Annotated in this window: 17 protein-coding genes and 1 pseudogene; 17 read left to right on the forward strand and 1 reads right to left on the reverse strand. The window is 40.8% G+C overall.

Features of this window, described 5'->3' with window-relative positions:
* The 13 genes and pseudogenes from LWH95_RS11795 to LWH95_RS11855 form a co-directional block, all read left to right on the forward strand.
* Nucleotides 1-370, forward strand: a pseudogene (locus LWH95_RS11795) (phage portal protein); the annotation flags it as partial.
* The gene (locus LWH95_RS11800; protein WP_221777060.1) at nt 367-1,281 is read left to right on the forward strand and encodes a phage head morphogenesis protein; all 915 of its coding nucleotides are present in this window, start codon (nt 367-369) and stop codon (nt 1,279-1,281) included. The pseudogene LWH95_RS11795 and the gene LWH95_RS11800, both read left to right, overlap by 4 nt.
* A gap of 56 nt (nt 1,282-1,337) precedes the next feature.
* The gene (locus LWH95_RS11805) at nt 1,338-2,210 is read left to right on the forward strand and encodes a hypothetical protein (protein WP_024122166.1); all 873 of its coding nucleotides are present in this window, start codon (nt 1,338-1,340) and stop codon (nt 2,208-2,210) included.
* 5 nt (nt 2,211-2,215) lie between these two features.
* Nucleotides 2,216-3,190, forward strand: coding sequence for an XkdF-like putative serine protease domain-containing protein (locus LWH95_RS11810; RefSeq protein WP_024122165.1), 975 nt, complete (start codon nt 2,216-2,218; stop codon nt 3,188-3,190).
* An 18-nt stretch (nt 3,191-3,208) separates the two neighbouring features.
* Entirely contained in the window at nt 3,209-4,144 is a 936-nt protein-coding gene (locus LWH95_RS11815) for a phage major capsid protein (RefSeq protein WP_061573747.1), read from the forward strand.
* A gap of 10 nt (nt 4,145-4,154) precedes the next feature.
* Nucleotides 4,155-4,466, forward strand: a complete 312-nt coding sequence (locus tag LWH95_RS11820) for a YqbF domain-containing protein (RefSeq protein ID WP_059352322.1) — start codon at nt 4,155-4,157, stop codon at nt 4,464-4,466.
* Between the two features lie 4 nt (nt 4,467-4,470).
* Nucleotides 4,471-4,866 (forward strand): protein YqbG, encoded by a 396-nt coding sequence (gene yqbG, locus LWH95_RS11825; protein WP_075748306.1) that lies wholly within the window; start codon nt 4,471-4,473, stop codon nt 4,864-4,866.
* Complete coding sequence (locus LWH95_RS11830) at nt 4,863-5,225, forward strand: YqbH/XkdH family protein (RefSeq protein ID WP_163116820.1); 363 nt, start codon at nt 4,863-4,865, stop codon at nt 5,223-5,225. Before yqbG ends, LWH95_RS11830 begins: the two co-directional genes overlap by 4 nt.
* Complete coding sequence (locus LWH95_RS11835; protein ID WP_101861098.1) at nt 5,222-5,725, forward strand: HK97 gp10 family phage protein; 504 nt, start codon at nt 5,222-5,224, stop codon at nt 5,723-5,725. Before LWH95_RS11830 ends, LWH95_RS11835 begins: the two co-directional genes overlap by 4 nt.
* A gap of 12 nt (nt 5,726-5,737) precedes the next feature.
* Complete coding sequence (locus LWH95_RS11840) at nt 5,738-6,175, forward strand: phage tail terminator family protein (protein WP_232919654.1); 438 nt, start codon at nt 5,738-5,740, stop codon at nt 6,173-6,175.
* On the forward strand, nt 6,172-6,363 hold the full coding sequence (locus LWH95_RS11845) for a hypothetical protein (RefSeq protein WP_021480103.1): 192 nt from the start codon (nt 6,172-6,174) through the stop codon (nt 6,361-6,363). Before LWH95_RS11840 ends, LWH95_RS11845 begins: the two co-directional genes overlap by 4 nt.
* Nucleotides 6,364-7,764: a phage tail sheath family protein gene (locus LWH95_RS11850; RefSeq protein WP_232919655.1), complete on the forward strand. Its 1,401-nt coding sequence runs from the start codon at nt 6,364-6,366 to the stop codon at nt 7,762-7,764.
* A gap of 2 nt (nt 7,765-7,766) precedes the next feature.
* Nucleotides 7,767-8,210, forward strand: coding sequence for a phage tail tube protein (locus LWH95_RS11855; protein WP_003229930.1), 444 nt, complete (start codon nt 7,767-7,769; stop codon nt 8,208-8,210).
* Nucleotides 8,211-8,503: 293 nt separating this feature from the next.
* Here the strand turns inward: LWH95_RS11855 and bsrH are convergent, their stop codons facing one another.
* On the reverse strand, nt 8,504-8,593 hold the full coding sequence (gene bsrH / locus LWH95_RS11860; RefSeq protein WP_075058862.1) for a type I toxin-antitoxin system toxin BsrH: 90 nt from the start codon (nt 8,591-8,593) through the stop codon (nt 8,504-8,506).
* Nucleotides 8,594-9,319: 726 nt separating this feature from the next.
* On the opposite strand from bsrH, the gene LWH95_RS11865 reads away from it, so the two are divergent.
* The 4 genes from LWH95_RS11865 to LWH95_RS11880 are packed head-to-tail and all read left to right on the forward strand — an operon-like array spanning nt 9,320 to nt 15,267.
* The gene (locus LWH95_RS11865; RefSeq protein WP_232919656.1) at nt 9,320-9,769 is read left to right on the forward strand and encodes a phage tail assembly chaperone; all 450 of its coding nucleotides are present in this window, start codon (nt 9,320-9,322) and stop codon (nt 9,767-9,769) included.
* Nucleotides 9,770-9,810: 41 nt separating this feature from the next.
* Entirely contained in the window at nt 9,811-9,948 is a 138-nt protein-coding gene (locus LWH95_RS11870; RefSeq protein ID WP_232919657.1) for a hypothetical protein, read from the forward strand.
* Nucleotides 9,949-9,950: 2 nt separating this feature from the next.
* Nucleotides 9,951-14,615: a phage tail tape measure protein gene (locus tag LWH95_RS11875; RefSeq protein WP_232919658.1), complete on the forward strand. Its 4,665-nt coding sequence runs from the start codon at nt 9,951-9,953 to the stop codon at nt 14,613-14,615.
* Nucleotides 14,608-15,267, forward strand: a complete 660-nt coding sequence (locus tag LWH95_RS11880) for a LysM peptidoglycan-binding domain-containing protein (protein WP_021480096.1) — start codon at nt 14,608-14,610, stop codon at nt 15,265-15,267. The genes LWH95_RS11875 and LWH95_RS11880 overlap by 8 nt, the downstream gene beginning before the upstream one ends.
* Nucleotides 15,268-15,275 lie beyond the last annotated feature (8 nt).

Consider the following 15,275-nt stretch of genomic DNA (forward strand, 5'->3'; position numbering starts at 1 on the left):
TCAGCCTGAACGAAAGTTAATCACAGGTAAACTGAATGCTTTATTTCTAAATGATCTTGAGATTCATAAGGTTCGTCTTCTGTTAAAAGGGCCTGACTTTAGAGATCCGCTTGAGATTGCTAAGGTTTTAACACCGTTTATAACAGCTGGTGCAGTTTCTCCGAATGATCTACGTGATTTAGCTGGGAGAGTTCTTGGTAAGACGCTTGAGGAATGGCCTGAGGAAGAATACAATAGGCCGCTTGGTAAGACTAACGAGTCGTCTGCTTCTGATCCTTCGGCTACGCTGTTTAAATCTAAGGCCGGTACTCCTGATATGATTGGATTATTAAAAGATATGCGGGATGTTTTGGAGGATCTGAAGAGATGAACAAAACAGATAAACTGCTGGAAAGTCTAAATGCTTTTATTAAAAAAGCCGAGGAAGATGAGATGAAGAATCTAATGGAGAGTGTACCTGATTTCCCCGGCCTTTCTAAGATACCCAAATTTGTTGAAGAATATGAAAAAGGAATCGCCAAATTGCTCAGACGCCAGCGTAAGAAGTATTTAGACGGTCTGAATGGTTTTGTAAGCAAAGATTCGAAAGCGACTTTAGAAGCGCTTCTAGTGTTTTTTACACAGAACCTATTCGCGGAGGATGATTTCGAGGAAGAATTTCAGGAACTGACCGAGGGATTCTTGCAGCAGACCATTGAAGAACTGGCCGAAGTGATCATGGACTCTATAGATCCGGAAGTGCCTTTTAAGGTCTTATCCAATCGTACAATTAATTGGATTAAGGGTTGGTCTGAAAAACTGGCTCAGATCATGAAGTTAAACACTCATGAAGCAGTAGAAAACGTGCTGACGGATGCAATCGAAAACGGTTCTACAATCCAAGACATTGAGTTGACTCTCAAAGACATGCCACAATTTGATAGGGAGCGGGCGCGTACCACGGCCATCACTGAAGTGCTTGCTGCTTCCTCTGCCGCTCAGCATGAGTCATATGCACAATCGCCGGCAGTTAAGAAAAAGAAATGGCGGCACAGCGGAGGGAAGAAAAACAACCCGCGTGAGAATCATATTGATCTTGATGGCACAGTAATTGGCGTAGATGAAGAATTTCAGATACCAGGTAGTGGCGAGACATGCATGTTTCCACGAGATCCTAAACTATCTGCAGGTGAGCGGGTTCATTGCCATTGTGTTCTATCACCTGTGGTAGATAACGATATCTTAGGGTTGTCAGCTGAGGAAAAGGAAAAGATTCGAAGAGAAGCTTTAAAAGAAATTTAGAGAACCATTGAAACCCTGGCTATTTTATTTCGTAAAGTAAAATAGGAGGGGAGTATATGGAAACAATTTTAACATGTTTAAAAGACTATGGAGCATTATTAGGGTCCATTGTGACTGTGATCCTAACATCAATCTTGGTAATGCAACGGAACAAACTGAAAAGAAATGAAACTATTTTAACTGAAAGTCTAATGGAAGCAAGCGGGTCTCTTTTCTTCTCCATTAAAAACATATTAAATAAAGTTAAGATTACTGATATTACTGAAGAACTGAAAGAGTTTTTTGATAAATACTCAAAAGACCACAATTCACTTGTTAAATTAAAAGATAAGCGTATTATTAAACGGTTTGTAGAACTAGAGGAACTTTATTATGTCTATCTTTCAGAAAAAACCAGTGAAAATCTAGATAGACTTATGACCAAGTTTGTAATTCTGAAAAATGATATTGAGCAGGTGTTTTATACGGAACACAAGGTTGTTAATAAAGAAGTACGATGGTATTTAATTATTGAAAGTAAAGAAAATATATGGTTCCGAATGCTGTTGAGGGGATATAGGTATTTTAGTCACACTGTTATTTTTGCAGCCTTTTTGGATATCATTATGGTGTATGTAACTATAACAGACAGGTTTTCAGAAGAACATATGCTAGAAGGTATTTATGGTTGGGTTTTCTTATTCACCCAGTTGATTTCTATCTTGTTGGTATTTGTTCTATTTGTAAATTTTATGATTCATTTAACTGAAGAAGAAAAAGATAATTGGGGAACTAAATTTTGTAGATTTATAATACCTAAACGTTTGGTTCAAAGATTTCCTTTCTTAAGGAGATTTACTGAGGGAGATAATGAAGTTAATAGCGAAAAGAGAGCAATTAAGGAGTATGAAGAGAAATACAAACAATGGTTAAATCGTGAAAGGAGGTGAACAACATGCCAAGAGAATTAGTAAATGCAAAAATCACACATGTTTCGTATGTAGACAAGGCTGCTAATCAAAAGCAGTTCTTTTTTATGAAGTCAGAAGAAAAGCCGGTATTTCAAAAAGAAGTCAAGGTTCTTACCAAAGAAGCGGACGAGCAAAAACTTGTGTACGGTATCGTATATGAGCCGGATACAGTAGACGCCCACGGTGATTTCATGACAGCTGCAGAAATCGAAAAAGCCGCTCATGGATTCCTGAAAGATGCCCGAGAAATTGACAAGCAACATGATTTTCAGGGCGGTGTTGGTGAGGTGGTTGAGTCCTATGTCGCACCGGCAAACTTTGAAATGAATGGGGAAACCATTAAAAAGGGTTCATGGGTTCTTGTGACAAAGGCTTCAGAAGAAGTATGGGAGCAAATCAAAAAAGGCGAAATTACCGGTTATTCAATGGCTGGTACTGCCGAGACAATTGAAAAGCAAGAAGAAAAGCCCGTTTCTCAAGAGAAAACAGATGAGAAAGGGCTTTTTAATTTGCTCAAAAACTTTTTTATGGGTAAACAACAACAATCATATGAAGAGCCAGTTGAAAAGGCAGGGAGAAAGTTTTCCGCTTCAAACCTGCAGGAAATTAAAAATGCTCATACTGCTCTCGGTAACTTGCTGAGTCAGGTTGAGACAGAAGAGGAGGAAAAAGAAATGACTTCGGAGGAAGTAACGAAATCAATTCAAGCCGCTTTAGAGCCGATTGAGAAGCGGCTGGCAGATCTAGAAAAAGAAGAAGATCCTAAAAAGAAAGATAAAGAAAAAACAGACGAAGAGGTTGAAAAAGAGGGCGAGAAGTTGAAAAAGGCAATATCAGAAGCTGTTCAACCGCTCGTTGATCGAATTGAAGCAATCGAAAAAAAACGTGGAACATCTAAGCAAACCGAAGAATCGGGTTCTGAACAAGTTCAAAAATCAATCTGGTCAGGGTTGTTTTAATGGATAAGGAGGATACGAATGAGAAATCAAGAGGTTATTAATAAAGCAGAAATGACGCTTTCTACTTTAGAGAGCGGCGGGATTATGAACCCTACTCAAGCTTCAACTTTTATTCGAATGGTTCAAGATACGCCAACTATTTTAAGAGATGCGCGTGTTATTCAAATGGACCATGACACACAGAAAATCGAGAAGATCGGTTTTGGTCAGCGTATTTTAAGGGCAGCCCAAGAAGGAGTTGCGTTAACTAAAGATCAAAAATCAGTTCCATCAACTAGCACAGTTAACTTAAGCACAAAAGAAGTTATTGCTGAAGTTAACATCACTTATGACACACTTGAAAACAACATCGAAAAAGATGGCCTTCAAAATACAATCATGCAAATGATAGCTGAACGTGCTGCGGTTGATATTGAAGAGTTGCTTGTAAATGGGGATACATCTTCGTCCGACTCATATCTTGCACAATTAGATGGCATCAGAAAACAAGCTACATCTCATATTGTCGATGCTGCAGGTGAGGAACTGACACGCCAAACATTTAAACGAGGATACAAAGCTGTACCTCCTAAATATTTGCGAATTCCGCAGGAGTTCCGTTTCTATACATCGCCTGGTATTGAGGTTGAATGGAAAGATCGTGTAGCGGATCGTCAAACGAACTTAGGGGATGCAGCTGTTCAAGGTGGTCTTTCTTCTGCGTTTGGTGTTCCGGTCAAAGGTATTGCAAATTTACAGCCTTATACGATTGGAGAGGGAGATACTGCAGCCGATGTTTCTGATATCATCCTAACTCATCCGAAGAATATTATTCTCGGATTCTCTCGTAACATTCGAATTGAAGTAGATAAGGACATTCGTCGCCGTATGTTTATCATTGTTTTGACAGCGAAATTGGATAGTGTTTTTGAAGAAGAGGACGCCGTAGCCAAGATCGTGAAAGTGAAGGAGTAGGTGGTCTGGCGTGTATACTGCAAAGCTTATTAAAGGCAAAACGTACAATGTTATGGGAATAACCTTTCGAGCAGGTGTCAGTCAAACAGTATCGAAAAAGCTCTATGAGTATTTAAATGAAAATCCATATTTTGTGCTGGGTAAAGATCTTAAGAATCAAAAGGATGATCCGATAAATTATACTGAATCGGAATTGAAAGGTATGAATAAAGCAGAGCATGAATCCATTATTTCTAATCTTGGTGGCAATCCGTCTGACTTCAAAAACGCAGATGAAAGAATTGCCTACATCCTTAAGCAAATAGATAACAAAGGGGAGTGACCTCATGCTGTTAATCACTCCCGATGAATTAAAGAGTTATTCGGTTTTTGAGTCTGTAAAGACCAGACCTGACGAGTTGTTAAAACAGGATATACTTGAAGCAACTGCCGATATCATTCTTAAAGTTGGACATGATTTTTCAGATGCAGAGTATATTCCTTTGCCTGAAACGGTTCGACTGGCCCTATTAAAGTTGTCTCAGTTTTATGCTCTTATAAATGGCGACGAGTCAATTATTAAAGGATATACAACTGAAAAAATTGGTGACTATTCTTATACTCTAGGGGATGGCAGTTCTCTTCAAAAACCTGATGTGTATGCATTAATAAAAGATTATGTGAAACCGGCTAACCCTGATTTAGAAGGGATTGAAGCGAAAGTGCGGATGAGATCAATATGAGTTATCAATCCTTATTGACTCACAGATGTGACATTTACCATCTGCAGGAGAAAAAAGAAAATAGAAAGCAAAAATTCGGGGTGCCGGTTGAAGATGTTCAACCGGTTTTTTCGTACCCTGATGAGCCGGACATAGAAAATCAGCCGTGTTATTTTACAGAAAAGAGTCAGTCCATTATCCAACAAGAACCGAATGTAGCTATTTATCAATCATTCCTTGTGCATTTCCCTGCTACTACTGATATTCGAGTAAATGACAGGGCGGTTTGGGATGGTACTGCTTATAAATTACAGAAGCCCCGCAAAGTCAGGAATCATCATTGGGAAGTTACGGCAGTGCGGGAGGTTGAATATTTGTGAAGATCAAAGGTCTTGATCAGTTCATTCAGTCATTAAACCGTGCTTCTCGTGGAGAATTGAAAGGGAAATACGAGGAGTGGCTTGAAGCTATGGGTTTTGAGTTCCTAGACATTATTCAAGATGAAATTATCAGGACGAAGACGGTAGACACACGCCGCTTGCTTAATTCCTTTCAGAAAGGTGACCAGGATAATATCTTTTCAATGACAAAAGGCAGCTTAAAGTTGGATGTTGGAACAAATCTGGAATACGCCCCATACGTCAATGACGGGCACTTTACTATCGATCCGTCTAAAAATCAGGATAGACGGTGGGTTCCAGGGCGGTGGAAAGGCAACCGTTTCGAATATGACCCTGCCGAAAGAAATTCCGGTATGCTGCTGAAGTTCCAATGGGTAGACGGTTCTGGCTTTTGGGATAACGCCATGGCTATATTTCAGTTGATGTTTGAGAGAAGCCTTGAGCGGAAACTGCAGCAATGGATTGATGAAGAATTTTAAGGCGGTGTTGCCATGAATCAAGAAGTAGGTTCAATTATGGGCTATCTATACAAACTGTATCCTGTTCAAGTGTATGAAGAAGAAATACCGCAGGACTTTGCTGTTCCGTCTCTTTACTTTCCACCCGCTTCCACAGTCGATGGGGTGGACACAGTATCCACGTTTCAGAAATTTTATGTTTTAAACGTGAAACTCTTTCACGAGAACGCACAGAAAGCCCATAACGAAGCGGAAAGAATTGCGGATACACTTAGAAGCAATAGAGGCATAATTCCGCTCATGCAGGAATCTGGCGAGGATACGGGGGATTTTATTCGGCTATCTCGAATAGAAACGCGGGTATCAGACGATTACGCGACCATTGTCTTAAACTGGACGAGTCGTTATTGGTATGAGCGGGAGGAACAAAGTTCAATTAATGGTTTTAAATTTAAAAGTGGGGTGAAATGATGGCCACTAAAAAAGAGAAAGCGGAAAATGCTTTTTATATTAAGGATTTGCGAGAGCACAGTCGAGAGCTCTTTGGGGTAAAACCCGAGGTGTTTGACGGTGCTCTTTTTCATGTTCATAAAACGAGTATTACAAAATCGGAAGCGAAGAAGTTAATTAATCAGTTTCTTCAAAAGGAGGTCAAATAGATGAACGGCGGAACATTCACACCCGGCAAGGAAAAAGAGCGTGCCGGTATTTACTTTAACTTCAAAACGACCGCGGAGAACCGTGTTTCTGCCGGAGAACGTGGAACAGTTGCGCTGCCGATAGCGTCCAGCTGGGGTGAGGTTAAGAAATTCATTTCTATTTCTTCAATCGAGGACCTGAATAAAAAAGTGGGGTTGAACATTGATGATCCTTCGCTGTTGCTTTTACGTGAAGCAATGAAAAAGGCAAGTACAGTCTTGCTTTATCGTCTGACGGAAGGTCTTCGTGCTTCAGCAGACATTAGCGAAGGTGTAAAGGCTACTGCTCTTTATGGCGGTACTAAAGGAAATGACATCATTATCAGCATTACAGAAAACGTTATTGACTCTTCAAAAGTGGATGTCACTACCTACCTTGATCAGTCAAAAGTTGATAAACAAACAGTTTCTAAAGCTGAAGAACTTAAACAAAATAACTATGTCACGTTTACAGGGAAAGGGGATTTAACAGTCACTATTCCGTTAACTGGTACGGCCCCTGAAGACGTCAGCGGTGCTCTTCCGGCAACTTCCGGAATCCGCTTGTCAGGTGGAACAGACAAAACACCGACCAATGCTGATTATACAGCTTTCTTGGAAGCGGCTGAAACGGAATACTTTGACACAATCGCTTTACCTGTAGAGGATAACGAGCAATTAAAAGCAACGTTTGTTGCGTTTATCAAACGGCTGAGAGACAACCAAGGGCAAAAGGTTCAAGGTGTTCTATCAAATTATAAGGGAGACCATGAGGGTATTATCAATGTAACTGGTGGTGTCCTACTTGAAGATGGAACGGAAATCACTCCTGAAAAAGCTACTGCTTGGGTTGCAGGCGCAAGTGCTGGGGCTACATTTAATCAATCACTTACATTTGTAGAATACGAGGGAGCTGTAGATGTCCTTAACCGAATTGACAACGACGAAATCGTTGAACGATTGTCAAATGGGGAATTCTTGTTTACTTATGATTCTCGTGATAAATCAGTATCGGTTGAAAAGGACATTAATTCACTCACAAGCCTAACAGCAGAGAAAAATAAGATGTTCCAGAAAAACAAAATTGTCCGTGTACTTGATGCAATCAATAACGATCTGACAACTCAACTGAAAGCATTGATCAAGTCTCGAAAAGCGAGTGGCAGTGATGTTCCCGCTACAAATGACGGACTGCAGTTTGTAAAAACGCTAATTACTCAATACTTGAGTGTTCTTCAAGATAACGGGGGCATTACTGATTTTGATTCAGAGAATGACATTACAATTGCTCTGAATAATGATCGTGACGGCTTCCTGATTGATCTTGCAGTTCAACCGGTGGATGCAGCTGAAAAATTCTACTTTAATGTTGAGGTGAAATAGGAATGGCATTAAAAGCGCAAAACACCATTTCAGGTAAAGAGGGCAGGTTGTTTCTTGATGGAGAAGAAATGGCCCATATCAAAACTTTTGAGGCCAATGTGGAGAAAAATAAATCCGAGGTCAATATCATGGGCCGTCGGATGACGGGGCACAAAACGACTGGAGCAAATGGAACGGGAACCGCCACTTTTTATAAAGTGACTTCTCAATTTGTTCTTATTATGATGGACTATGTGAAAAAGGGGAGCGATCCTTACTTTACCTTACAAGCTGTTCTGGATGACGCCTCTTCAGGTCGTGGCACTGAACGAGTCACCTTGTACGACGTGAACTTTGATTCTGCGAAAATCGCTGGGCTTGATGTTGATTCTGAAGCATTAGAGGAAGAAGTACCGTTTACTTTTGAGGACTTTGATGTTCCTGAGCAGTTAAAATCAACATTCTAATTACTTTTACAAAATCGCAAAAAAGATTACGAAAAGCTTGCGTAAAAGATGACGAAGCTCAGACGAGATATTCACGAAAAAATGTGGTAAGATTACGTTAGAAGTAATTCAACTGAACAAGTTTCAAATAGAAACTTGTATTTCTTTCAAAAGAAATGCATAAAATACAAAAAGACCCGGTTGCCGCCGGGTCAGTATAAATGTTGGCCCATCAAGAGGGCTGGCTTAACAACTTCATGAAAGTATTTAGGATAGACTTTACCCTTTAACTTTGCCGAGCTCAAGGGGTGGGTCTATTTCTTCTTTATATAAGTCAACAGGGCAATTATAAATGACCCGAAAGCAAGCATAAGCATTAATGCTTGAAATGTTGACACGTGCATCACCCCCTTTCATGAGGGAGTGAGCCAGACCGCCCTTGAGATGTTGAAAGCCAAAATTCATTTATACAAACCATATTGTACCATAACACTTTCAAAATCCGAGGATTTTTCATGGAAGAAAAAGGGTTAAGGATTCTATGATTAGGTCATTTTGAACTCAGAGATAAAAAAAGTAACAAATAAAAGATACAAATAATTATATAATCAATATATATTCATGTTATAATGGTGCCAAGCAAAAGTATTGCAACTACTGGCGTAAGCTTATAGTTGGTACCACAATACCACAATACCACATTACAACTTGTTAACGTGTATTTCTTTCATGAGAAATGCATAAAATATAAAAGCCAGAGTGCTGCCACACTCTAGCTTTTACTTGAAGCTACTGATTAACCTAGCTTTTTTTCATTTGACACGTGAGATTTTCTTTTTGACGCTCCCGTGTCTTTCTTTTGTTTTAATAGTTCCGCAACCTTTAGCACCAACCCAGCGTAGGTTGCAATAACCATAAGAAGGTCTGTGTTCAATATATTTCACCTCCCTTCAGGAGGCATTTACATGAACTCATTATTACCACCTTCCTTTACATTTAAATCGAAGATAGGAAAGGTAGCTTCAAGAATTTATTATACATGAATTATATGGAAAGCACATTCAAAAGTTTTTGAATGTGTTTTTTTTATATCCAAAAAATTTAAATTGTAAATGAAGGAGCTAATAAACATGAGTGAAAAACAAAACGAAAAGGTATACGATCTTTCATTCTTTATGCCAGGAGAAACAATTGAAGCGGAAGAAGTAAAAGTGCCGATTTCTAAACGTTTTGTAGACAAAGAAGGCAACGTTGTTCCATTCATTTTCAAAGCAATTACGACTGAACGCATTGACGAACTTGAGAAAGAGAATACGACTTACAAAAATGTAAAAGGCCGCGGTCGCGTAAAGGAGTTGGACAACCAACGTTTTTATGCTCGTATTGCGGTTGAAACGACTGTTTACCCGAACTTTAAAGCTAAGGAACTACGTGAGGCTTACAAAACAGAAGATCCAGTGGAAGTCGCCAAACGTGTTCTTTCTGTCGGAGGTGAGTATGCAAACTGGCTGAACAAAGCAATTGAAATCAACGGCTTTGATGATGATCTTGAAGACCTTGAAGAAGCAGCAAAAAACTAGTAAAGGACGGGGATAAAGAGGCTGTATATCTTTACTATGCTATGCATGACCTCAAATACGCCCCGTCAGAATTAAGAGAACTATATGAGGCCCCGAAAGAATTCAAGGCGCTCTTATATGGGTTAATCGGTTATAAGCTTGAGCTGTTAGAAAAGGAAGCGAAGAAGGGAGGTAATTAACTATGGCTAAACTAACAGCGACGTTTGAATTACATGATAAGATTTCTCGCAAGCTTCGGATGATACAAGGCAATGCTGAAAGACTTAAGAGGGCTGCTAATGGCCCTCTTATTTTTGATGCTGAAGATCGGACTGAGAGAGTTATGCAGCGAATTGACCGATCAGCCAACCGTTTGACGGCTCGGGTTCGATTGCTTGAAGTGGATTTAGATGATCGAGTTTCGAATGGCTTACATTCTATACGCCAGCAAGCTGAGGATCTTACCGAGGGCAGCCATGAGGTGACAGTTTCCGTAAATGATCAAGCTACACCACGTTTTCGTTTGATCCGTGGAGGTCTCTCTGATTTGAATCGCTCGCACGCTGAGCCAACTGTTTCTATTAAGGATAGAGCTTCAGCGGCTCTGGATGCAATTGAAGCGAAAATAGACAGCTTGAAGGATGCTACCATTACTCTGGCAGTTGCAGGCGGTTTTTCTGCAGGTTCAATTATGGGTTCTGGTAAGAGTACAATGTCTCAGGATGCTTACGTGTCAGCAACTTCAAACGTTAATAAGAAAGATGTTGCAAGAATGACGGATCAGATCTATTTCAACAATAAAGCGGGCAGTTCTCGTGAAGAAGTCAGTTTATCTTTGAGAAACTTATCACAACAGACAGGGGCGTCTAAAAAAGCTCTGGCTGATTTGACTGAGTCGTCAAGTAAGATTGCCCAGCTTATGAATGCTGATCAGGCAGAGGTAGATCGTGCTTTTAGTTCGATGTATAACAACTTGAAATTGTCTGGGAAACAAAGCGGAGACTTAATTGCTTATGTATATCGGAATGCCGGTGACCAAGCTGACGATTTATTGGACACGATGAATGAATACAGTTCCACCTTTAAAGACTTGAAGCTCACAGGCGGCCAAATTGCAAACGCCATGATAAAAGGAACAAAGGGTGGCGCCAGAAACTTCGATAACCTAGCCGATAGTATGCGTGAGTTTAACATCCGCCGAACCGAAATGTCTGATAGCCAAGTGGACGCATTTAAAATGCTGTTCGGAGCCAAGGAAACTAAGAAAATGTTCAAGGGCTTCAAAGATGGTTCAATAAGCGGTGAGGAAAGCCTATTTAGGGTGGCAAAAGCCCTTTCTAAAGTGAAAGACAAAACAAAGCGGGCTGCTATCGCGACTGAGCTTATTGGAACACAGTACGAAGACCTTAAACAGCCGATCTTGGATATGGCTGAAGGTATTGGTACAAGTGCCAAAACAAGCGGTGAATTGGAACGAAGCTTTACGAAACTTCGGGATAATAACCCGATGACACCGGTTAATGATGCAATGAGAGATTTTGAAAGCATATCTAAGGATATGGGAACTTCTCTGCTAACTGGATTAGGGCCAGCCTTTGATAAAATCAGCTCGTTCATTAACAGTAAAGAAGGTCAGGAAAAACTTAAAGAGATCAAAAAAGATATTGCCGATCTTGGTGAGGAGATAGGTGATAAGTTAAACGTAGCCATTGAGTGGAGCGTCAACCATTGGGATGATTTGAAAACAGCGATTAAAGTTGTGATCCCTTCTTTAATTGGGTTGATTGGTTATTTGAAAATACTACGTCCGCTGTTAAAAGGCATAGGTACTGTCGGAAGTGATGCAGCAGGCGTAATCCGAAAGTTAATTCCAAAACGTACTCCTAAAGCTGGCACTAATACGCAAAGTGAAGGGAGGAACAGTAATCGTAATGCCAGCACAGGGGGCAGAGAATCCAAAACTGCTACAGGTCCAACGAGTTTACCTCGAAGCGGCAGCTTAACATGTTGCTGTTGTAGCGATGGAGGTAAAAATGATCGCACTCGTAGAAGACGAGGGAAAAGAGTTTTAGGTCAACGCAGTAATCCAAACCGAATGAACCCTTCTGACAGATCAATTACTGTGTCATCTGGACAATTGGAGAGAAGGCGTTCCAGTAGAACTGTAAGTACTAATCCAACCAGAGGATCAAGACCAGCAATAACCACTACGAGATCAGAGCTATACTCAGCTGGTAGAGCTGCAGGCGGTACATCGAAGTTCGGAAAAGTCTTAAGTCCTCTGAAAAGTGTTGGCAAGTTTGCAAAGGGAGTCCCTGTATTAGGAACAGCGTTAGCGGCAACAGATTTAATTGGGATGAATAAAGACAATGTTGGTGAAAAAATTGGATCAGCTGGCGGTGGCCTTGCTGGGGCGGCTACAGGAGCAGCTATTGGCAGTGTTATTCCAGGAGTGGGAACAGCCATTGGTGGAATAGTTGGTGGTATAGCAGGCACCATGGGTGGTTCAAGTTTAGGTAAAGCGTTTGATGGTTCAGAAGTAAAGAAGAAACTAAACAGTACATTATTTGATCAAAAATGGTGGTCTGAAAAATGGTCCGGCATTAAGAGTAATGCGAAGACTTCTCTCAATGGGTTAAGTGATACATGGTCTCATGTAAAAGAAAAGGTGAAGTCTACTTTATTTAATAGTGAATGGTGGTCTGAGAAGTGGTCTGGTGTTAAAAGCTGGGCACAGGACAAATGGAATAGTGCATCATCTGTTTGGGAGTCCGTAAAGGGAAAAATAAAATCCACTTTATTTAGTGAGAAGTGGTGGTCAGGAAAGTGGGAAGGCGTAAAAGGTTGGGCTCAAAGTAAATGGGACAGCGCATCTTCTGTTTGGCAATCTGTTAAAGGAAAACTGAAATCCACTTTATTTAGCGAGAAGTGGTGGTCAGGAAAATGGGAAAGTGTAAAAAGCTGGTCCAAAAATAAATGGGACAATGCTAAATCAATATGGAAAAGTGTTAAGAGTTCCATCTCAGAAACCCTTTTTAGTAAGAAGTGGTGGTCTGAAAAGTGGCAAAGTGTAAAGGAATTGGGAAGCAGTATTTTGGGCGGAGTAAAAGAAGTCGGTGGGAAAGTAGCTTCAAGTGCGAAAAAAACTGCTGGTAAAGCGTGGGGATATGTGAAGAATGGCGTAAATTATTTATTTGGTACGGGAAAAGAAAAGCCAAAGAAACATGCTACTGGTGGTTACATTACGAAGCCAACAATATCTTGGATTGGTGAAGCAGGTAAAGAGTTTGTTATTCCTGTTGAGAATAATAAAGGTCGCGGCAAAATGCTCCTTTCTCAAGCTGCTTCGAAATTAGGGATGAGTGTTGTTGATGATATAGCATCTGCTTCATCTGCAGGAGGTGAACCAGCAACTTCCCCGCTAGTCCGTAGTGCGGCGGTGACTGCTTCTGTATCTCCTATTATTGACACATCCAGTCTTGATGAACAAGCAACATCATTTGGTCAACAGTTCACGAAGAGCTTTGATCAAGGAATTAGAGATAATGTTGTTTCTATGGAAGCATGGAAACAGAAAAACGTTGGACAGCCAATGAACAATTTAATCTCTTATTCTCCGAATTACGGAAAGCAAATGGTCAATGGTTATGCTAAAGGTCAAAACAGTACTTCAACCGGTACAGATGGCTTCTTGCAGACGAAGGTTAAAACACCATTCCAGAACACCGTAAATAAATCCTCTTCATGGGGAAGTGGAACGGTCAAAGGTTTTGCTTCAGGACAAAATAGTTCACAAACTGGTACTGATCAATACGTCAGCACTCATATTAACAAGCCGTTTATCCGCTCTAAAGAATCATCAAACGGCTGGGGAAGCGGTATGGTCGGTAATTTTGTTTCTGGCATGACTTCTAAGGCAAGTGAAGTCCATGAAGCTGCCAAGGAACTGGCGAAAAAAGTTGAGAAGGCATTTCGTGAAGAGCTTGATATTCATTCACCTTCCCGTGTCATGATGAGTCTCGGTCGTTTTGCCTCTATTGGTATTGTAAAAGGTCTGGATTCAGTTGATGTGAAAAAGTTTGCTGAAAAACAAGCAGGTTCACTAGCTGCTGCTTATTCCGGAATGGGGGCAGTAAGCGGAAATGTGAAGCAATGGCTTATGGCCGCTATCATGGCCACAAAGACACCAATGAGCTGGCTTCCAGGGCTAATGACAATTGCTCAGCATGAGTCAGGGGGTAATCCGAAGGCAATCAACTTATGGGATAGTAATGCGAAAGCAGGGCATCCATCTCAGGGACTCATGCAGACAATCCCAAGTACCTTCAACGCACACAAATTGCCGGGCATGAATAACATTCTTAACCCGATTCACAACGCTGCTGCTGCGATTGGCTATATCAAAAGCAGATATGGATCTATTAATAATGTACCAGGCATTAGAAGCATGAGGCACGGAGGTCCATATGTTGGCTACGCTAACGGAGGACTTATTACCAAAGAGCAGATTGCACGTGTCGGTGAAGGAAACAAACGGGAATGGATCATTCCAGAGGAGCGAGGTATCCGTGGACGTTATCTGTTAGCACAAGCAGCTAAGGCACTCGGAATGGAAGTAACAGACCCATCTAAAAACGGGCAAACTGAATTATCTTCCGGTCAGGTAACAGCTGCCACAACGGGTCGTAATCAAACAACGTTTACAGCTGCAGGCGGCAAAGAGGTCATTATTCAGTTTAATGGCGATCAGCATTTTCACAATGACCAAGACATGAACAGTCTTGTAGCTAAGATTAAGCAGGCCCTTGTCGATGAGCTTGAACAGGATATCAACATTGGAACGAAGGGAGTCGTTGCTTTTGACTAAATCCATATATGAATTCTGGATCTCACAAGGGAAGGACAAGCTGCGGCTTCCGGTCCTTCCTGAACAAATTGATATATCCAACACAATTCAAAATGAATCAGTAAAAGTGGCTAGTTTTGGGGAGATCACTTTTATTGATAAACCGGGAGCGAAAGAAATTTCGTTCTCTTCTTTTTTTCCAAAGAAACATAGCCCGCTTGCTGAGTATAAAGGATTTCCTTCTCCTGAAAATGCTATTGCAAAGATCGAGAAATGGGTGAAATCTAAAAAGCCGGTTCAATTCTTAATTACTGGAACGAAAATTAATTTAACTTGCAGTATCGAGGTTTTTTCTTATAGCGAGGGCCAAAAAGATATAGGTGATCGTGATTATGAAATAAAGCTGAAGGAATACAAAACTGCTTCGCCGCGGAAGATCAAGCAGAAGAAAAAGACGAAGAAGAAACGGCCATCTAAATCAGCTCCTAAAACGTACACCGTTAAGAAAGGCGATACACTGTGGGACCTTGCCGGCAAATTTTATGGAGACAGCACAAAATGGCGCAAGATCTGGAACGTCAATAAAAAGGCTATGATCAAACGAAGCAAACGGAATATCAGACAGCCAGGACACTGGATCTTTCCTGGGCAAAAATTAAAGATACCGCAGTAAGCAGGTGA

Source organism: Bacillus sp. G16, from assembly GCF_021282335.1.
GTDB classification, from domain to species: Bacteria; Bacillota; Bacilli; order Bacillales; family Bacillaceae; genus Bacillus; species Bacillus inaquosorum.